Raw genomic sequence first — 18,517 nt, 5'->3', positions numbered from 1 at the left:
GCTGCACAGCGGGCACAAGACAATAACAAGACCGAGGACTACAGCATGCAATTCTTCGACGATTCGTTGCACCCGGAAAACATGGAAAAGGTGGTTATCACCGTCGCCCCCTATGGACCGGAATGGATGCCAGAGGACTTTCCCGAAGACATTCCGCTGACCATGGACGAACAGGTCCAGAAGGCCGTCGACTGCTATGAAGCCGGTGCCACCGTGCTCCACCTGCACGTGCGTGAACTCGATGGCAAAGGCTCCAAGCGCCTGTCGAAATTCAATGAACTGATTGCCGGTGTACGTGAAGCCGTTCCGGACATGATTATCCAGGTGGGCGGCTCGATTTCCTTCGCACCGGAAAGCGATGGCGAAGCAGCCAAGTGGTTGTCCGACGATACCCGGCACATGCTTGCCGACCTGACGCCCAAGCCCGATCAAGTCACCGTGGCGATCAACACCACGCAAATGAACATCATGGAGCTGCTGTATCCGCAATACCTGGAAGGCACCTCCCTGGCGCACCCTGCGATTCAGGCCGCCTACAGCGAAATGACTGTGCCTGCCGGACCTGCCTGGGTTCGTGAACACCTGCGCCGCCTGCAGGCGAGCAATATTCAGCCGCACTTCCAACTGACCGGCATGCATGCCCTGGAAACCCTCGAGCGCATCGTGCGTCGTGGCGACTACATGGGCCCGATGAACCTGACCTGGATTGGCATCGGCGGCGGTTTTGACGGTCCTAATCCGTTCAACTTCTTCAACTTCATTCACCGCGCGCCCGATGGCTGCACCTTGACTGCCGAATCGCTGCTCAAGAACGTGCTGCCATTCAATACCATGGCCTTGGCTATGGGCCTGCACCCGCGTTGCGGCAACGAAGACACCATCATCGATCACCAGGGCAAGCGCTTCACCTCGGTGCAGCAGATTCAGCAAACCGTGCGTGTTGCCCATGAACTGGGCCGCGAAATCGCGAGCGGTAAAGAAGCCCGTGCCATTTATCGCATCGGCCAGCAGTACAGCAGCATCGAAGAAACACTCAAAGCTAACGGAATGGCGCCAAACCGCCTGCCGGGTCACAAGGGTGTGCCACAGCGCGGCTGACCGGAGAGGGTCGGCCCGCCACCCCGGCGTCGACCCGCCACAGTCCACAGCGCTGTTAGTCAGGCTTCCATAACAACAAGATTTAGCCCAGACAACAGAGGAGCCAGCATGGCCGCCTATATCGCCAGCGCCACAGATGATGGTGCCGACACTTCACGTGGCATTCCACGGCGCTATGCCTGGATTGTCTTTGCCTTGACCTTTGGCCTGCTGATTTCCGACTACATGTCGCGCCAAGTGCTCAACGCCGTATTTCCGCTGCTCAAGGGCGAATGGGCCTTGAGCGACAGCCAGCTCGGATTGCTCAGTGGCATCGTCGCCCTGATGGTCGGACTGCTAACTTTCCCCTTGTCATTGATGGCCGACCGTTTCGGGCGGGTGAGAAGCCTGGTGTTGATGGCCGTGCTCTGGAGCCTGGCAACCCTGGGCTGCGCCCTGGCAGAAAACTACCAGCAAATGTTCATCGCCCGTTTTCTGGTCGGTGTCGGTGAAGCCGCTTATGGCAGCGTCGGTATCGCCGTTGTCGTCGCGGTATTTCCTCGTGACATGCGCGCAACCCTGGCCGGCGCCTTCATGGCCGGCGGCATGTTCGGCTCGGTGCTGGGCATGGCGCTGGGTGGGGTGATGGCCCAGCATTTTGGCTGGCGGTGGGCGTTCGCCGGCATGGCGCTATTTGGCCTGTTGCTGGCGCTGCTGTATCCGCTGATCGTCAAAGAGGAAAAAATCGCCCCCAAGCGCGCCAATGCCACGCCATGCAAGATCGCACGGCCATTGCACACCCTTTACGGCAGTCGTTCGGTGATTGCAGCCTACGTTGCCAGCGGCCTGCAACTGTTCGTCGGTGGCACGGTGATTGTGTGGATGCCCAGCTACCTGAACCGCTATTACGAGATGGGCACGGATAAAGCCGGTGTGGTAGCTGCCATCATCGTCCTGTGCAGCGGTATTGGCATGATCCTCTGCGCCATGCTGTGCGACCGCCTGGGCCGGCAGCGCCCGGATCGTAAGATCAGCCTGGCGATCGGCTACTGCCTGGGCAGTTGCCTGTTGTTGTCGCTGGCGTTTGCCTTGCCTTCGGGCACCGCGCAACTGGTGCTAATCTGCCTGGGCATGATGATTGCGGCGGGCACCAACGGGCCTTCCAGTGCCATGGTCGCCAACCTTACCCATTATTCGGTTCACGGCACCGCCTTTGCCACCCTGACCCTGGCCAACAACCTGCTGGGACTGGCTACCGGACCTTTGATTACCGGGCGGGTTTCCGACGTGATCGGCTTGCACGCTGCCTTCCAGCTAGTGCCCCTGATCAGTATCGGTGCTGCTGCCGTGTTCTTTATTGCCAAGCGTCACTATCACAGCGACATGGCCCGTCTGGAGGGGCTGCAACAGACAGCGCCTGACGCGGCGCCGATTCAGGAGGTAAAACCGTGAAACAAGCGTTGTCCATTGAAGTATTTATCGATTTTATTTGCCCCTGGTGCCTGATTGGTCAACGCAACCTGCAGGTTGCGCTCGAACAATTGCGCCTGGAGCAGCCAGACGTTGAGGTCACCTTGCACTGGCGAGGCGTGCAACTGCTGCCTGACATGGCCAGGACCGGCCAGCCGTTCGAGGCGTTCTACCGAAAACGCCTGGGCAGTGATGAGGCTGTGCGCCAGCGTCAGGCCCAGGTGCGCGCGGCGGCCGAGGCCGTTGGCGTTAGCATTGATTTTTCCCGAATTTGCCGCATGCCCAACACCGGTGATGCGCACCGCTTGTTGCAGCGCGCGGTAGCGCTGGGGCAACCGCAGCGTGCCGAGCAACTGCTAGCGCAGTTGTTCGCAGCCTACTTCCAGCATGGCAAGGACCTGGGTGATCCCTTTACCTTGCTGAAAATTGCCCGCAGCTGTGGCCTGGAACCGGGCCAGGTTGCGGACTGCCTGCGCGGTGACGCCAGCCCGTTCATGAGCAGCAACCACCGTGCCAGCGCGGGTGTTCCATTTTTCCGTTTCAACCAGCAGTTGGAAGTGAGTGGCGCGCAACCTGCCGAAGTCTTGTTTGACGTCATGCTGGAAGCACTGGCAATGGAGCAGGTGGCGCTGGCATGAGCTACCGATATCCAGTGCCAACGGCCAAGGTGCCCGCGCGGGGTGGCCGAGCGCTGCTGACGTTCGAAGACAAAAGCCTGGCGCTGTTCAATGTCGCTGACCATTTTTATGCCATCGATGACAGCTGCCCACACCAAGGCGCCTCGCTCTGTGGCGGACGCCTGGACGGGCGGGTCATTCAGTGTTGTGCCCATGGCCTGCGCTTCGATCTGGCCAGCGGCTACCTGCTCAACTCCACGCAACTGAAGGTTGCCAGCTACCCGGTGGAGTGCGAAGGGGAACAGCTGTTTATCGTTGTCGATACCGAGGAGGCCGGCCAATGACCGCTGTCGCAATTGCCGCCGTTAACCATCGCGTGCGCGAGCTTGCACCGGGTATTGTTGTCAGCCTGATCGCCGCTGCCGCCGCCAGCTTTCTCAGCGAACACTATGGCGCGCCCGTCATGCTGTTTGCCCTATTGCTGGGCATGGCGTTGAATTTTCTCTCTGCCGATGGACGTTGCAAGGCGGGGATTGAATTTACCGCACGCACGGTATTGCGCGTCGGTGTGGCGCTGCTGGGCATGCGCATTACCCTCGAGCAGATTGCCAGCCTTGGCTGGAAGCCGGTGGCATTGGTGGTAATCATTGTGGTGGTGACCATCGGTGTGTCGATGGTGGTGGCCAAGGCAATGGGCTTCAATCGCTTGTTCGGCATGCTTACCGGTGGCGCTACCGCCATTTGTGGTGCTTCGGCCGCACTGGCACTGGCTGCCGCCTTGCCTGCGCACAAACAGAAAGAACACGCCACGCTGTTCACCGTGATCGGTGTGTCGGCACTGTCGACCCTGGCGATGATTGTCTACCCGATGATTGCAGGCTGGCTGCAGCTGTCGCCGTCTCAGGCCGGGGTGTTTCTCGGTGCCACGATTCATGACGTGGCGCAGGTCGTCGGCGCAGGCTATAGCATGTCCACCGAAACCGGCGACATTGCCACCGTGGTCAAGTTGATGCGGGTTGCGATGCTGCTGCCGGTCATTGTCGTGGCGGCAATGATCACCCGCCGCGCAGGTGACGCCGACACCGGCAAGCGGCCGCCGCTGTTGCCATGGTTTGCCGTAGGTTTTGTCTTGCTGGCCTGCGTTAACAGCACCGGCTGGATTTCTACCGCAGTACAGGGCGGGGTCAACGAACTGTCACGCTGGTGCCTGGTGATCGCAATCAGCGCCCTGGGCATGAAGACCCAGCTCAAGGAGCTTGCCTCTGTGGGTATCAAGCCCATCGCATTGATGGTGGGTGAAACGGTATTCCTCGTGCTTCTGGTACTCGCACTGATGCACTGGGGCCTGTAACGGGCTCAGCGCTGCTGCACGCCATGTTGTGAACGCCAAGAAGCCGGTGGCATGCCGAACTGGGCAATGAACCAGCGGGTAAAGGAGCTGGGCATCGAATAGCCAAGCATGTCGGCGATTCGCCCCAATGAATAATTGGGGTTTTCCAGGTAACGGATTACCAAATCCCGGCGCACGCCGTTGATCAAGTCGCTGAACGTCACGCCACATTCCTCAAGGCGCCTTTGCAGGGTGCGCACATTCATACCCTGGGTCTGGGCAACCTGCTCGATGGTTGCCCGCCCCATGGGCAGCAGCAAGTAGATGGTCTTGCGCATCTCCAGCTCCAACGACAGCTTGCCGCCAGCCAGGGTATCCAGGTAACGCTGGGCCAGACGGGCCATCGCTTCGTTGGCCAACGGGTTGGCAGTGTCCAGGTCGGCTGCCGGGCAAACGATACCGTTGAATTCGCTGCCAAACACCAGCTTGCAACCAAAAATTCTTCGGTGAATGGCCAGGTCGGCGGGCGCTGCGTGGGTGAAGTTGGCGCTGATCGGGTGCCAATGCGCGCCGAGCAGCGCCGCACAAAGGCGCAGCATTACACCAATGGCAAGCTCGGTTGCCTGCCGACCGCGATGGGGTAAATCGCTGACCACTTCCTCGCGGATGATCACGGTTTTTCCCGCTTCTTCGATATGGATGGCCAGGGCGTCATTGAGCAGATGTCGATACTGCACAATCACTTGCAAGGCATCGCGCAGGGTGCGCTGGTGACTGAGCAACAGGCTGATCTCGCCAAAGTCCGACAGTTGTCGAAGCTCGGCCATGCGCAGACCAAAGGTTTCACAGCCACTGACCCGTGCAGACTCTTCCAGCAGGGTAATCACGCTGGTGACTGCCAAGCGCTGGTTGGGGTCATCGAGCAAGGCGGCACTCAGGCCAACCTGGGCCAACAGCGCATGGGGGTTGAGCCCCAAGTGACGGGACACTTCAAGGTAATTGGTAAGGCTTGCGGCACGAACAAGGGCTGTCATTTTATTGTTTTCCACGCATTGTCATCAGACGACCCGCTTCTGCGGCGGATTACCTTTTATAGCCTGTGTGTCGCCAATTGAGAAGTCGTTTACCACCAAGGCTAAAGCCTTGAAACCCCGGCAGGCCGGCGCTTCGGTCGCCTGGGCAAAACCCTGTCATCAAATGAAAAGTCACTGACGCTCAATGTAAAGCGCCCGGGAGGAGGGGTGATTACTGTGACACTCGAACCGTTCGGGGATATCTGCGAGCGGACTGTCATGAGCATAGGTGTCGACGTGGAAAAACTGCATACCGCCGCTACTGTCCTGATCGTTCCCGGCTTGCGTGATCATGTTGCCGAACATTGGCAGACGTTGCTGCAAAACCGCCTGGCCAACGTTCGCTCGGTGCCACCGTTGCAGGTAAATGGCCTTGACTGCCAGGCGCGGGTCGAGGCGATCCAGCGCGAACTCGAACAGATCGATGGCGACGTTGTGCTGGTAGCCCACAGCGCCGGTGTGCTCATGGTGGCGCACTGGGCCGCACGCTATCAGCGACCGATCAAGGGCGCGCTGTTGGCTGCACCACCTGACCTTGAGGCGCAGTGGCCTGCGGCTTACCCAAGCCCGGACAGCCTGCGTGCCAATGGCTGGGCGCCGCTGCCGATCACCGAGTTGCCGTTCCCAAGCATCGTTGCTGCAAGCAGCAACGACCACCTGGCCAGCCTTGAGGCAGTAAGCGCAATGGCCCGCGGTTGGGGCAGCGAACTGGTCGAACTGGGCGCCGTCGGTCATCTCAACCCCGCGGCAGGATTCGGCCACTGGCCGCAGGCCGAAACTTTCATTCAGACGCTGGACCGCTGAGCCCGTTGTACCGCAGGGACGCTTGACCAACGCTCGCAGACGACGAGCGGTAAAAAACAATAACAATAACCGGAGTCATCGTAATGCCGAACCATCGCACTCACTGTGCTGTGTACCCACAGCGCTGTCTGCTGGCCTGCGCCATCAGTCTGCTCGCTTTGCCTGGCGCCCAGGCCTTTGAACTCGACACCGGCAGCGAAGACTGGGCCGTGCGTCTGGATAACACCGTCAAGTACAACTACGGCGTTCGCACGGAAAGTGCCGATAAACGTATGTTGGCAACACCCAACAACAACGACGGCGACTACAACTTCCGCAAGGCCGGCACCAACATCACCAACCGTGTTGACCTGCTGACCGAGCTGGACGTGATCTACCAGGGCAACATGGGCTTTCGGGTCAGCGCCGCCAGTTGGTATGACAAGGCTTACGACAACACCGGCTCCAACTCCAACCCGTTCGTCAACGGCAATGGCGACACATCCGGCATCAACCCAAGCCTCAACGGCTTGCCCGGCACTGGCACGCCCTTGGGCAGCCCGCACCTGAGCAATTACGCCCAGCGCTACTACAGTGGCCCGTCTGGTGAGGTGCTGGACGCCTTCGTGTTCATGCGCACCGAAGTCGGCGAAAGCTCGGAGCTGAGCGGCAAACTGGGCCAGCACAACCTGTTCTGGGGTGAAACCCTGCTCAACCCAGTCCACTCGCTGAGCTACGGCCAGTCGGGTCTGGACCTGGCCAAACTGGCTGCCTCGCCCGGAACCGAAGCCAAAGAACTGTTCGTGCCCCGTAACCAGCTCTCAGGCTCCTTCCTGGTAAACCCGGAACTGACCATCGGCGCCCAGTATTTCCTCGATTGGGATGCTGCCAGGTTGCCGGAAGCCGGTACGTATTACGGTGGCTCGGACCTGGTGGGTGAGGGCGCCCAGAGCTTCCTGCTCGGCCATACCGGCACTCCAGGCCTGATCCCTGTTCAAGGAGCATTGACCAGCATTCGACGTGGTCACGACCTGACCCCGGACAAGCGTGGCGACTGGGGGGTAATGGCCAAGTGGTCTCCGGAGTGGCTGGGCGGAACCCTGGGCTTCTACTACCGCAAGACCTCGGAAATTCTGCCACAGGCATGGTTGGACGCCCGTGGACTGACCGTGTCCCGTGGCCCATTCGGTACGCCACCGGCAAGCCTGCAGGGTGCCGTCGGTAACCTCTACAACTCGCTGCAAACCCCGACTTACCAGTTCGCCTACGCCGACAACATCGACGTCTATGGCCTGAGCCTTTCCAAAGACGTAGGCGGCATCAGTGTGGGTAGCGACCTGAACATTCGCCACAACATGCCGCTGGCCAGCATTCCGGCAATCGTCAGCGCACCTGGGCAAGGCGGCCTGGGGGGCGGCTTCGGTTTGTTGCCACCGCGTTCGCCAAGCAGCGGGGTGGTCTATGACGTGCCCAGTGACGGCGACGGCTTGAGTGCCACCGGCCAGACACTGCACTGGACCCTCAACGGCCTGATGAGCATCGGTGATACACCATTTTTCGATAGCGCCAGCCTGTTGGGCGAACTGTTCTACAGCAACCTGCTCAAGCTCGATGGCCACAACGAAGCCTTGTACAAGGGCAAGAGCAGCTACCGCGGTATCGACAAACCCACCCGCGACAACTGGGGCATAGCCGTGAACTTCACACCGACCTGGTACCAGGTGATGCCGGGTGTCGACATGAGCATGCCGTTGTCGATCAACGTCGGTATCGACGGTATATCGCCGGTACAAGGTGGCGGCGCCGAGGACACTGGCAACTACGCCGTCGGCGTGGGTGCTGCGATCTACAACCAATATTTCGTCGACCTCAAGTACGTCGACAGCTTCGGCAAGTCCCAGTCGTGCAAAAACGGCCAGACCGATGGCACGACACCCAATGCCCTGGACGGTGAGCAGGATTACACCTGCTACGGCGGTGGTTACGCCTCTTTCTCTGGCGGCGGTGCAACCACCGAGGACCGTGGTGCGCTTTACCTCACCGTCAAAACCACCTTTTAAGTTACGTCTTCCTCCAGACATCACGCAGGAAAACATCATCATGAACTACGTGCATACGCTTTTAGCCACGTGCCTGTCACTGGCCGCCATCAACTCGGCCCAGGCAGCTGTCTCCACCGAACAAGCCGCGCAACTGGGTACCAGCCTGACCCACATCGGCGCGCAAACCGCCGCCAATGCCGACGGTTCGATCCCCGCTTACAAGGGCGGCCTGGTCACGCCACCGGCCAGCTACAAGAGCGGCGACAGCATGCGTCCGGACCCGTTCGCCGGTGAAAAGCCGCTGCTGGTCATCGACGGCAAGAACGCCGATCAATTCAAAGGCCAGTTGACTGCGACCACCCAGGAACTGCTCAAGCGCTTCCCGACGTTCCGCGTCGATGTCTATCCCACCCACCGTACCGTGGCGCTGCCGCAGCCGGTGCTGGACAACACCGTCAAGAACGCCGTCGGCGCTCAAAGCAAAGAGGGTGGCACCGCAGTCGAGAACGTGTTGCCAGGCATTCCATTTCCGATCCCGCAGAGCGGCGCCGAGGCCATGTGGAACTTTCTCCTGCGCTATCAGGGCGTGAGCATGGCGGCCAAGTATGACTCATGGAACGTTGACTCTGCCGGTGTGCCAACCCTGTCGACCACAGGCCAGGCGAACATCAGCTACCCGATCTACGAGGACATGAACAAGCCGATCGGTTCCAAAGACACCTACTACCAGATGAAGCTGATGTACACCGCGCCTGCCCGCCGTGCCGGTGAAGCGATGATGCTGCGCGACGCCGCCAACCCGCTGGTGCAGCCACGCAGCGCCTGGGTGTACCTGCCAGGCCAACGTCGAGTCAAGCTGGCGCCGAACCTTGCCTACGACACGCCGAACCCAGGCACCTCGGGTTCGGGCACCTATGACGATGTATTCGTCTTCAACGGCGCCTTGGACCGTTACGACTGGACCCTGGTCGGCAAGCAGGAAATGTATGTGCCTTACAACACCTACCAGCTGACCTACAACACCGACATCAAGAGCCTGACCACGCCTAACCACCTGGCACCGCAATTCGTGCGTTGGGAAAAACACCGCGTTTGGGTAGTCGAGGGCAAGCTCAAGGATGGCGCACGCCACATCTATCACAAGCGCCGCTTCTACCTCGACGAGGACAGCTGGATCGCTCTGGCCTCCGACCAGTATGACGCCCGTGGACAGCTGTACCGGGGCTCGTTCGCCTTCCTCAGCCAGAGCTACGACAAACAAACGCCGGATGCCACGCCGTTCATGATCTATGACCTGATTGGCGGCACCTACAACCTCAACGGTGTGGTGGGTGCCTATGGCGGCATTCGCTACATCGAGCCGCTGACCCGTACCCAGTGGTCGCCCGAGTCCCTGGCCGGTGCCGGCATTCGTTAAGCCGGCATGAATGACCGGGCGCCGTAGATCGGTGCCCGGTCCCTGGTTGAGCTATCCGGAGGATCGGGTATGTACTGTTTCAAGCGATGGACGACGCTGACCCTGGCGCTGCTCGCCCTGCAAGGCACTGCGCAGGCAGCACCCTATGTCGATGTGCTGGACTTGCCGGCCATGCCTAGCGCATTGGCGATGAAAAGCGCGTTGCGTGACGTCACCTCGGCGGGCGAGCGGCAGATTGCCGTGGGTCCACGCGGGCACATCCTCTATTCCAATGATCGCGGTACGCACTGGCAACAGGCACAGGTGCCGGTCAGTGCCGATCTCAATGCGGTGAGTTTTCCAACGCCGCAGCTTGGCTGGGCGGTGGGCAATGACGGCGTGATTTTGCACAGCCGTGATGGTGGCCAAAACTGGGAAAAGCAGCTAGATGGCCGCGTGCTGGGCGAACAGGTGCTGGCGTGGTACCGCAGCCGGGCGCAGGCGGCGCCGGATGATCAGCGCTGGGCCGCGCTGGTGGCAGAGGGCGAGCGCCTGCAAGCCGAAGGCGCCGACAAGCCGTTTCTGGATGTGCTGTTCACCGATGCCAGCCACGGCTATGCCGTAGGTGTCTTCAACCTGCTGCTGTACACCGCCGATGGCGGCCAGCATTGGACACCGTGGCTTGAGCGCAGCGACAACCCCCAGGCCCTGCACCTGACCAGCCTGGCACTGGTCGACAACACCTTGTACATCACCGGTGAACAAGGCCTGTTGCTCAAACTCAGTGCCGACGGACAGCAGTTCACTCGGGTAAACACGCCCTATAGCGGCACCTTCTTCGGCGCAATCGGTAAACCGGGTGCACTGCTGGTGTATGGGCTGCGCGGGCATGTGTACCGCAGTGTCGATGGCGGTCAGCAATGGCAACAAGTCAGTACCGCCTTGACCACCAGTATTACTGCCGCAAGTCAGGACAACCGTGGCCAGCTATGGCTGTTGAGCCAGGCCGGCGACCTGCTAATGAGCAAGGACGACGGCGCCAGTTTTGTCGCGGTCAAGCAAACCTCGCGCACGCCGGTCAGTGCGGCGACATTCGACGCCGGTACCGACCTGGTGCTGGTAGGGGACCGTGGTGTGCGTACGCAGTCCTTCGACCAACCGCTGCAGCCATAATAAGAGAACAACCTGATGGCCAATATCCAACAAGACACCTTGCCGGTGGTCCGTAACCTTGGCGACTTCGATGCACGCTCCGGCAATCTGCTCGAACGTCTGGTGTTCAATCATCGTCTGCCGTTTATGGTGTGCATGCTGCTGGCTACCCTGGTGCTGGGGTACATGGCCGTGACGCGCCTGGAATTGCGCCCAAGTTTCGAAAAGATGATTCCCCAGAGTCATCCGTACATTCAGAACTACCTGGAAAATCGCCAGTCACTGCGCGGTCTGGGCAACTCGCTGCGCGTGGTGGTGGAAAACACCCAGGGCGACATCTTTGACCCGGCGTATCTGCAGACCCTGCGCCATATCAACGATGAACTGTTCCTCAGCCAGGGCGTGGACCGCGCCTGGATGAAGTCACTGTGGAGCCCGGCGGTGCGCTGGACCGAAGTGACTGAAGAAGGCTTCCAGGGCGGCCCGGTGATGCCCGACGGCTACCAGGGCTCGCAAGCCGATATCCAACAGCTGCGACAGAACATCGAACGCGCAAACATCGTGGGTAGCCTGGTTGCCCGCGACTTCAAGTCGAGCATGTTGATCGTGCCGCTGCTCGACCAGGACTCGGCCACCGGCCGTGGCGTCGACTACCATGCGTTCTCGCAGAAACTTGAGCAAATACGCAGCCAGTACGAGGCGCAAGGCACCTACAAGATCCATGTGATCGGCTTCGCCAAACTGATGGGCGACCTCATCGACGGTTTGATCCAGGTGATGTTGTTCTTTGCCCTGGCGGTGGTGACCACCCTGGTGATCATCTACCTCTATACCCGGTGTGTGCGCAGTACCTTGCTGGTGGTGCTGTGTTCATTGACCGCGGTAGTCTGGCAACTGGGCATTGTTGCCTGGCTGGGATATGCCATCGACCCTTACTCGATTCTGGTACCGTTCCTGATTTTCGCCATTGGCGTGTCGCATGCCGCGCAGAAAATGAACGGCATCATGCAGGACATTGGCCGCGGTACCCACCGCCAGGTTGCCGCACGCTATACCTTCCGCCGCCTGTTTGTTGCCGGCGTTACGGCGTTGCTGGCCGATGCGGTAGGTTTTGCCGTGCTGATGCTGATCGACATTCCGGTCATTCAAGACCTGGCGATCACCGCCAGTATCGGTGTGGCGGTATTGATCTTTACCTCGCTGCTGTTGATGCCGGTGGCGCTGTCGTATGTCGGGGTAGGGCGCAAAGCCGCCGAGCGCGCCCTGCGTATCGACTCGCGGGCAGCAGAGCATCGCGGCTTCGGCAAACTCTGGGACCTGCTCGATCGCTTTACCACCCGCAAATGGGCGACGGCCGCCTTGTTGGTCGCTGGCGTATTGGGAGCAGGGGGCTTTGCCCTGAGCCTGCAACTGAAAATCGGCGACCTCGACAGCGGTGCGCCCGAGTTGCACGCCGATTCACGCTATAACCGTGACAACGCCTACATCACCGATCATTACGCGCTTTCCAGCGACACGTTCGCGGTGATGATCAAGACCGCCCCGGAAGGCTGCCTGCGCTACCAGACGCTGGTACTCGCCGATCGACTGGCTTGGGAGCTGCAACAGCATGCCGGGGTGCAGACCACCTTGTCGTTGACCAATGCGGTACGCCAGATAACGGCCGGCACCTATGAAGGCAACCCGAAACTCAACAGTATCCAGCGCAACCAGGACGTCCTCAACTACGCCGCGCAACAGGCTTCGGTCAATGCGCCCGAGCTGTTCAACAACGACTGCTCGCTGATGCCAGTGATTGCCTACCTGACCGATCACAAGGCCGACACCCTGGATGAAGTGGTGGCCGTTGCCGAGCGCTTTGCCCAGGCCAACAGCAGTGAAGATCGCCAATTCCTCCTGGCTGCCGGCAGTGCCGGGATCGAAGCGGCAACCAACATTGTCGTGCGCGATGCCAACCGCACCATGCTGCTGCTGGTGTACCTGGCGGTCACGCTGTTCTGCCTGATCACGTTCCGCAGTTGGCGGGCCACGTTGGTCGCCGTGCTGCCGCTGATTCTCACCTCAGTGCTGTGTGAGGCGCTGATGGTGATGATGGGGATTGGTGTGAAAGTCGCGACCTTGCCGGTCATTGCCCTGGGCGTGGGCATTGGCGTGGACTACGCGCTGTACCTGCTCAGCGTGCAACTGCACTACCAGCGCAAGGGCTTGCCGTTGTCCGAGGCGTATCAAAATGCCGTGGCCTTCACCGGTCGAGTGGTCGGCCTGGTCGGCATCACTTTGGCTGCCGGCGTGGTCGCCTGGGCCTGGTCGCCGATCAAGTTCCAGGCCGACATGGGCATCCTGCTGACCTTCATGTTCCTCTGGAACATGCTCGGCGCGCTCATCCTGATTCCGGCGCTGTCGTATTTCCTTCTGCCTGGCAACAAGGCCCAGGTACCCGCTTCCAGCACCGTCGCTGCCGACGGGCTGCAACAAACAACCAAAGAAGTCGAGTGCTCGCATCATGTCTGATTACCTTCCACCGCTGCGCGACATGGATTTTCTGTTCAACGAGGTGTTTGACCTTCCGGCTGTATGGTCACGGATTCCAGCACTGGCAGAGCACATTGATGCCGATACCGCCAAGGCCATCCTTGAGCAGGCGGGCAAGGTCATCGCTCAGGTCATTGCGCCGCTCAATCGCAGTGGCGATGAACAAGGTTGCCGCTGGGAGGACGGTCGAGTTATCACCCCGGATGGTTTCGCCGAGGCCTATCGCACCTACGCCGACGATGGCTGGGTCGGCGTTGCAGGCGCGACGCAATACGGCGGCATGGGCATGCCTAAGGTTATCGGTGCCCAGGTCGAAGAAATGCTCAACGCTGCCAACCTCTCGTTCGGCCTGTATCCGATGCTCACTGCTGGCGCCTGCTTGTCGCTGCTCAATCACGCCAGCGACGCACTAAAGGCCCAGTACCTACCCGCCATGTATGAAGGGCGCTGGACCGGTTCGATGTGCCTGACCGAACCGCATGCCGGTACTGACCTTGGCTTGATTCGCACCCGCGCCGAACCTCAGGTCGACGGCAGCTACCGGATCAGCGGCACCAAGATCTTCATTACCGGCGGTGAGCAGGACCTGAGCGAGAACATCATTCATCTGGTACTGGCGAAGCTGCCGGATGCACCGGCAGGGGCCAGGGGTATCTCGCTGTTCCTGGTGCCCAAGGTGATGGTCAACGACGATGGTTCGCTTGGAGATGCCAATGCCCTGGGGTGTGGCTCGATCGAGCACAAGATGGGCATCAAGGCATCGGCCACCTGCGTGATGAACTTCGACGGTGCCACTGGCTACCTGGTGGGCGAGCTGAACAAAGGCTTGAATGCCATGTTCACCATGATGAACTACGAACGCCTGGGTGTAGGCATCCAGGGCCTGGCCCTGGGTGAACGCTCTTATCAGAACGCCATCGAATACGCCCGCGAGCGGTTGCAGAGCCGTGCTCCAACCGGACCTGTGGCCAGCGAACAGGCTGCCGACCCGATCATCGTGCACCCCGACGTGCGCCGCATGCTCTTGACCATGAAAGCCTTGAACGAAGGCGGGCGGGCGTTTTCCACCTATGTGGCCCTGCAACTGGACCTGGCCAAGTACAGCGAAGACGAGCAAGAGCGCAACCGCGCACAGGCCCAGGTGGCGCTGCTGACCCCGGTGGCCAAAGCTTTCCTCACGGACATGGGGTTGGAAACCACGGTACATGGTCAGCAAGTGTTCGGTGGCCATGGCTACATTCGCGAATGGGGCCAGGAGCAATTGATCCGCGATTGCCGGATTACCCAGATCTACGAAGGCACCAACGGTATCCAGGCCATGGACCTGGTGGGGCGCAAATTGGTCGCCGATGGTGGCAAGGCCTACAGCCAGTTGTCTGCGCAAATGAAAGCATTCGCGCAGCGTCTGGCCCCATCGCGGAACGAGTTTAGTGAGCCGTTGCTGGCCGCCATCGACAATCTGGATGAATTGACCGCGTGGTTGCTCGACCGAGCCCAGGGCAACGCCCGCGAAATCGGTGCGGCGGCAGTGGAGTACCTGCATGTGTTCGGCTACACGCTGTACGCCTACATGTGGGCGCAAATGGCCGATGTCGCCCTGGCGCAGGATGAGCAGGCTGCTTTCTACACCAGCAAGCTGGGTACTGCGCGCTTCTATTTTGCCCGCCTACTGCCGCGCATCCAGTCGCTCAGCGCCACTGTCAAGGCCGGCAGCGCCACCCTGTACCTGCTCGACGCTGAACAACTGTGAAGGATCCAGCAATGATCGAAACTCGCGTGATTGCCCCGGCGCCCGGGGCCTACAGCTATCCGCTGCTGATCAAGCGCCTGCTGCTTTCCGGTGTGCGCTACCAGCCTGGCCAGGAAATCGTCTACGCCGACAAGTTGCGCTACAACTACATCACCTTGCAGGAGCGCATCCAGCGTCTGGCCAACGTGCTGGTCGCGGCGGGGGTCAAGGCGGGGGATACCGTGGCCTTGCTCGATTGGGACAGCCATCGTGCACTCGAATGCTTCTTCGCCGTACCGATGCTCGGTGCAGTGCTGCACACCGTGAACGTGCGCCTGTCTGCCGAACAGATTCGCTACACCATGAACCACGCCGACGACAAACTGGTGCTGGTCCACGATGATTTCTTGCCATTGATGGAGCAATTGCAGGGCGAACTGGAGACAGTCGAAGGGTTTATCCGCTTCAGTGATGCACAACCCTGTGCCACCGCACTACCGGTACTGGGCGAGTACGAAGCGCTGCTGGTTGCCGCGGCTACGGCGTACGAATTCCCGGACTTTGACGAAAATTCGCTGGCAACCCTGTTCTACACCACCGGCACGACGGGCAACCCCAAGGGCGTCTACTTCACCCACCGCCAATTGGTGCTGCACACCCTCAATGAATTGGGGACGTTGGCGGCCTGTGGTGCCGAGCCGTTGCTGCGTTCCGGCGATGTGTACATGCCCATCACGCCGATGTTCCATGTACACGCCTGGGGCGTGCCTTATGTCGCAACGGCGCTGGGTATCAAGCAGGTGTACCCCGGGCGCTACGAACCCAACCAACTGGTACGCCTGTTCCGCGAAGAGCAGGTGACCTTTTCGCACTGCGTCCCGACCCTGCTGCAGATGATGCTCGACAGCGAGGAGGGCCGTAATACCGACCTTACCGGCTGGAAAATGCTACTGGGCGGCAGTGCTTTGACACAAGGCCTGGCAGCACGGGCGAGCAACCGTGGTATTCGCGTGCACTGTGGCTATGGCATGTCCGAAACTTGCCCGCTGTTGAGCCTGACCAACCTCACCCCAGAAGACCTGGCGCTGCCCATGGACCAGCAGATACCCCTGCGCATCAACGCTGGCGTGCCCATTCCACTGGTGGACTTGCGTATCGTCGATGAGCAAGGCAATCAGGTCGCACACGACGGTGAAAGCCTCGGCGAGATCGTGGTACGCGCGCCCTGGCTGACCCAGGGCTACCTGAAAGAACCTGAGCAAGGCGCAGCATTGTGGGCTGATGGCTGGATGCACACCGGTGACATGGCCTGCATCAATGCACGCGGCGTGGTGCAGATTCGCGACCGGATCAAGGACGTGATCAAGACCGGCGGTGAGTGGATCAGCTCGGTAGCGCTGGAAAGCCTGATCAGCCAGCACCCTGGCGTCGACTCAGTGGCAGTCGTTGGCATTGCCGATGCGCAATGGGGGGAACAGCCCCTGGCACTGGTGGTTTGTGTGGCAGGTATGCAGCTGGATCAACAATCGCTGGCACAGCACCTGCAACAGTTCGTCGACAGCGGTAGCCTGAACAAATGGGCCGTGCCACGGCAGGTGCGATTTGTTGATGAGATTCCGAAAACCAGTGTCGGCAAGATCAACAAGAAGCTGATTCGCGAGCTGCATGCCTGCCAGGCGTAGGCTAGGGTCGCAAGGCAAGCCAGCACCTACCGGAAGGTAGGCGCTGGCGCAATCTGGTAAAGTCTGCGCCGAACCCTACAGCAGACCTTGCCAGGTGCGCACATGACAATCGATTGGGCCCATTTCACACCGTGGTCGGCGTTGCTCGGCGGTGCCTTGATTGGTCTGGGCGTGAGCATGTTCGCCCTGTTGAACGGCCGCGTCGCCGGCATCAGTGGCCTGCTGGGCAGTCTGTTGCGCAAGCAGGATGAGGGCAGAGGCGAGAAGGGGCTATTCGTTCTCGGGATTCTAATAGCACCGTTGCTCTGGTGGGTGTTTGCCGGGCGCCCGCTTGCCAAGTTTGAGGCCGGGCCATTGACCCTGATTGTTGCAGGTTTGCTGGTAGGCCTGGGTGCCCGCTACGGCTCGGGATGCACCAGCGGCCATGGCGTGTGTGGCCTGGCCCGGCTATCGCCGCGTTCGCTGGTGGCAACCCTGTCGTTCATGGCCGGCGGCATCGGCGTGGTGTTCATTGCCCGTCACCTGATGGGGGGCTGAGCATGAGAGGAATAGTCGCTTTGCTGGCAGGTGTGGTATTCGGTCTTGGCCTTTTGCTGGCCGGCATGGCCAACCCGGCCAAGGTCCTTGGTTTTCTCGATGTGGCCGGGCTTTGGGACCCATCACTGGCGCTGGTGATGGTCGCTGCAATCGCGGTTGCGTTCGTACCGCTGCAATGGAGTCGCAAACAGTCGCGCTCACTGCTGGGTTCCCCTATGCGTATGCCCGCAGCCCGCGATGTGGACTCCAGGCTGATTCTCGGCAGCCTGGTATTTGGTGCGGGCTGGGGCATTGCCGGCATCTGCCCCGGCCCTGGCTTGGTGCTGCTATTGACCGGCTACTGGCAAAGTATTCTCTTCGTTGGCGCCATGTTGCTGGGCATGGCCTTGTTCAGCGTCATCGAACGCTGGCGTGGCCGCTGAGATCACGCCGCCTGTAAAGCCTGGGCAATTGCCTTGTTGAACGCTGGCAGATCGTCTGGGGTGCGCGAAGTGATCAAGCGCCAGCCTTTGGCGGTGCACTCCTTGACCTCGGCATCCACCCATTGGGCCTTGGCGTTGACCAGGTCGGTACGAACGCTGGGGTAAGAGGTCAGGGTTTTGCCGGCGATCACCTCGGCATCGATCAGCGCCCAAGGGCCATGGCAAATTGCGGCTATAGTTTTACCGCAGAGGCTGAATGCCTGGATCAGCCTCGCCGCATCGGCATCCTGGCGCAGGGTGTCGGCGTTGACCGTGCCGCCCGGGATGATCAGGGCATCGAAGTCGTCGCCGTTGAGGTCGGCAAGCCTGGCGTTGGATTCGACCGTGCGGTCCTTGTCGGTGTCATGCAAGAAGGTCTGCACGGTGCCGCCTTTGATCGAGCCATGGGTAATGCTTGCGCCTTGCTCGCGTAGGGCTTGCAGGGGACTGAGCAGTTCATCGCGTTCGATGCCCGTGTTGGCGGTGATGATCAGGACGCGTTTGCCGTTAAGTGGTGTGTTCATGGTTTCTCCACATTCAGTGTCCCACCCTCCGTTGGCGGGACGTGAGGATGATGTTTGAAGAAGGTGTTTTGTTGGCGCGACACCGACTCCGCCCACTGTTGAGCCTGGTGCC

The 18,517-nt window shown here is 60.5% G+C and carries 16 protein-coding genes; 14 read left to right on the top strand and 2 right to left on the bottom strand.

The genetic code is table 11. The features are described from left to right. Nucleotides 1-45 precede the first annotated feature (45 nt). The 5 genes from H8F21_RS02720 to H8F21_RS02700 all read left to right on the top strand — a co-directional run bounded on the left by H8F21_RS02720 (nucleotide 46) and on the right by H8F21_RS02700 (nucleotide 4,515). Entirely contained in the window at nucleotides 46-1,098 is a 1,053-nt protein-coding gene (locus H8F21_RS02720) for a beta-keto acid cleavage family enzyme (protein ID WP_203480247.1), read from the top strand. A gap of 108 nt (nucleotides 1,099-1,206) precedes the next feature. Continuing rightward, nucleotides 1,207-2,529, top strand: coding sequence for an MFS transporter (locus H8F21_RS02715; RefSeq protein ID WP_203583975.1), 1,323 nt, complete (start codon nucleotides 1,207-1,209; stop codon nucleotides 2,527-2,529). Continuing rightward, nucleotides 2,526-3,185: a DsbA family oxidoreductase gene (locus tag H8F21_RS02710; RefSeq protein WP_203583974.1), complete on the top strand. Its 660-nt coding sequence runs from the start codon at nucleotides 2,526-2,528 to the stop codon at nucleotides 3,183-3,185. The genes H8F21_RS02715 and H8F21_RS02710 overlap by 4 nt, the downstream gene beginning before the upstream one ends. Beyond that, nucleotides 3,182-3,508: a Rieske (2Fe-2S) protein gene (locus tag H8F21_RS02705; RefSeq protein ID WP_203480241.1), complete on the top strand. Its 327-nt coding sequence runs from the start codon at nucleotides 3,182-3,184 to the stop codon at nucleotides 3,506-3,508. The genes H8F21_RS02710 and H8F21_RS02705 overlap by 4 nt, the downstream gene beginning before the upstream one ends. Continuing rightward, on the top strand, nucleotides 3,505-4,515 hold the full coding sequence (locus tag H8F21_RS02700; RefSeq protein WP_203583973.1) for a YeiH family protein: 1,011 nt from the start codon (nucleotides 3,505-3,507) through the stop codon (nucleotides 4,513-4,515). Before H8F21_RS02705 ends, H8F21_RS02700 begins: the two co-directional genes overlap by 4 nt. 5 nt (nucleotides 4,516-4,520) lie before the next feature. Here the strand turns inward: H8F21_RS02700 and H8F21_RS02695 are convergent, their stop codons facing one another. Next, nucleotides 4,521-5,528 carry an AraC family transcriptional regulator gene (locus H8F21_RS02695; protein ID WP_203583972.1) on the bottom strand — a complete coding sequence of 336 codons (1,008 nt, stop codon included), beginning with the start codon at nucleotides 5,526-5,528 and terminating at the stop codon, nucleotides 4,521-4,523. A gap of 276 nt (nucleotides 5,529-5,804) precedes the next feature. Here H8F21_RS02695 and H8F21_RS02690 point away from each other — a divergent pair, with 276 nt between their 5' ends. From H8F21_RS02690 to H8F21_RS02650, 9 genes are all read left to right on the top strand, one after another. After that, entirely contained in the window at nucleotides 5,805-6,371 is a 567-nt protein-coding gene (locus H8F21_RS02690) for an RBBP9/YdeN family alpha/beta hydrolase (protein WP_136478937.1), read from the top strand. A gap of 83 nt (nucleotides 6,372-6,454) precedes the next feature. After that, nucleotides 6,455-8,410, top strand: a complete 1,956-nt coding sequence (locus tag H8F21_RS02685; RefSeq protein WP_203480225.1) for a DUF1302 domain-containing protein — start codon at nucleotides 6,455-6,457, stop codon at nucleotides 8,408-8,410. Nucleotides 8,411-8,450: 40 nt separating this feature from the next. After that, nucleotides 8,451-9,809 carry a DUF1329 domain-containing protein gene (locus H8F21_RS02680; RefSeq protein ID WP_136476062.1) on the top strand — a complete coding sequence of 453 codons (1,359 nt, stop codon included), beginning with the start codon at nucleotides 8,451-8,453 and terminating at the stop codon, nucleotides 9,807-9,809. A 69-nt stretch (nucleotides 9,810-9,878) separates the two neighbouring features. Then, a complete protein-coding gene (locus H8F21_RS02675) occupies nucleotides 9,879-10,961 on the top strand; it encodes a WD40/YVTN/BNR-like repeat-containing protein (RefSeq protein ID WP_203480219.1) in 1,083 nt (360 codons plus the stop codon). Nucleotides 10,962-10,976: 15 nt separating this feature from the next. Further along, nucleotides 10,977-13,451 carry an efflux RND transporter permease subunit gene (locus tag H8F21_RS02670; RefSeq protein ID WP_203583971.1) on the top strand — a complete coding sequence of 825 codons (2,475 nt, stop codon included), beginning with the start codon at nucleotides 10,977-10,979 and terminating at the stop codon, nucleotides 13,449-13,451. Next, entirely contained in the window at nucleotides 13,444-15,222 is a 1,779-nt protein-coding gene (locus H8F21_RS02665; RefSeq protein ID WP_203583970.1) for an acyl-CoA dehydrogenase C-terminal domain-containing protein, read from the top strand. The genes H8F21_RS02670 and H8F21_RS02665 overlap by 8 nt, the downstream gene beginning before the upstream one ends. 11 nt (nucleotides 15,223-15,233) lie before the next feature. Beyond that, nucleotides 15,234-16,883, top strand: a complete 1,650-nt coding sequence (locus tag H8F21_RS02660; RefSeq protein WP_203583969.1) for a fatty acid--CoA ligase — start codon at nucleotides 15,234-15,236, stop codon at nucleotides 16,881-16,883. Between the two features lie 102 nt (nucleotides 16,884-16,985). Beyond that, nucleotides 16,986-17,420, top strand: a complete 435-nt coding sequence (locus H8F21_RS02655) for a YeeE/YedE family protein (RefSeq protein WP_203583968.1) — start codon at nucleotides 16,986-16,988, stop codon at nucleotides 17,418-17,420. A gap of 2 nt (nucleotides 17,421-17,422) precedes the next feature. Next, entirely contained in the window at nucleotides 17,423-17,842 is a 420-nt protein-coding gene (locus H8F21_RS02650) for a DUF6691 family protein (protein ID WP_203541273.1), read from the top strand. A 2-nt stretch (nucleotides 17,843-17,844) separates the two neighbouring features. On the opposite strand, the gene H8F21_RS02645 is transcribed toward H8F21_RS02650, so the two are convergent. Next, nucleotides 17,845-18,405: a type 1 glutamine amidotransferase domain-containing protein gene (locus tag H8F21_RS02645; protein WP_203480202.1), complete on the bottom strand. Its 561-nt coding sequence runs from the start codon at nucleotides 18,403-18,405 to the stop codon at nucleotides 17,845-17,847. Nucleotides 18,406-18,517: the final 112 nt, after the last annotated feature.

This window comes from Pseudomonas arcuscaelestis, from assembly GCF_016881005.1.
In the GTDB taxonomy this organism is placed as follows: domain Bacteria; phylum Pseudomonadota; class Gammaproteobacteria; order Pseudomonadales; family Pseudomonadaceae; genus Aquipseudomonas; species Aquipseudomonas arcuscaelestis.
Note: the sequence above shows the minus strand (reverse complement) of the source record. Positions and strands in the feature narration are given on the sequence as shown.

Coding starts and splice junctions, on each gene's coding strand:
- H8F21_RS02665 (WP_203583970.1), top strand. CDS start 13,444: ATGTCTGATTACCTTCCACCGCTGCGCGACATGGATTTTCTGTTCAAC.
- H8F21_RS02715 (WP_203583975.1), top strand. CDS start 1,207: ATGGCCGCCTATATCGCCAGCGCCACAGATGATGGTGCCGACACTTCA.
- H8F21_RS02705 (WP_203480241.1), top strand. CDS start 3,182: ATGAGCTACCGATATCCAGTGCCAACGGCCAAGGTGCCCGCGCGGGGT.
- H8F21_RS02645 (WP_203480202.1), bottom strand. CDS start 18,405: ATGAACACACCACTTAACGGCAAACGCGTCCTGATCATCACCGCCAAC.
- H8F21_RS02680 (WP_136476062.1), top strand. CDS start 8,451: ATGAACTACGTGCATACGCTTTTAGCCACGTGCCTGTCACTGGCCGCC.
- H8F21_RS02675 (WP_203480219.1), top strand. CDS start 9,879: ATGTACTGTTTCAAGCGATGGACGACGCTGACCCTGGCGCTGCTCGCC.
- H8F21_RS02655 (WP_203583968.1), top strand. CDS start 16,986: ATGACAATCGATTGGGCCCATTTCACACCGTGGTCGGCGTTGCTCGGC.
- H8F21_RS02685 (WP_203480225.1), top strand. CDS start 6,455: ATGCCGAACCATCGCACTCACTGTGCTGTGTACCCACAGCGCTGTCTG.
- H8F21_RS02660 (WP_203583969.1), top strand. CDS start 15,234: ATGATCGAAACTCGCGTGATTGCCCCGGCGCCCGGGGCCTACAGCTAT.
- H8F21_RS02700 (WP_203583973.1), top strand. CDS start 3,505: ATGACCGCTGTCGCAATTGCCGCCGTTAACCATCGCGTGCGCGAGCTT.
- H8F21_RS02670 (WP_203583971.1), top strand. CDS start 10,977: ATGGCCAATATCCAACAAGACACCTTGCCGGTGGTCCGTAACCTTGGC.
- H8F21_RS02695 (WP_203583972.1), bottom strand. CDS start 5,528: ATGACAGCCCTTGTTCGTGCCGCAAGCCTTACCAATTACCTTGAAGTG.
- H8F21_RS02650 (WP_203541273.1), top strand. CDS start 17,423: ATGAGAGGAATAGTCGCTTTGCTGGCAGGTGTGGTATTCGGTCTTGGC.
- H8F21_RS02720 (WP_203480247.1), top strand. CDS start 46: ATGCAATTCTTCGACGATTCGTTGCACCCGGAAAACATGGAAAAGGTG.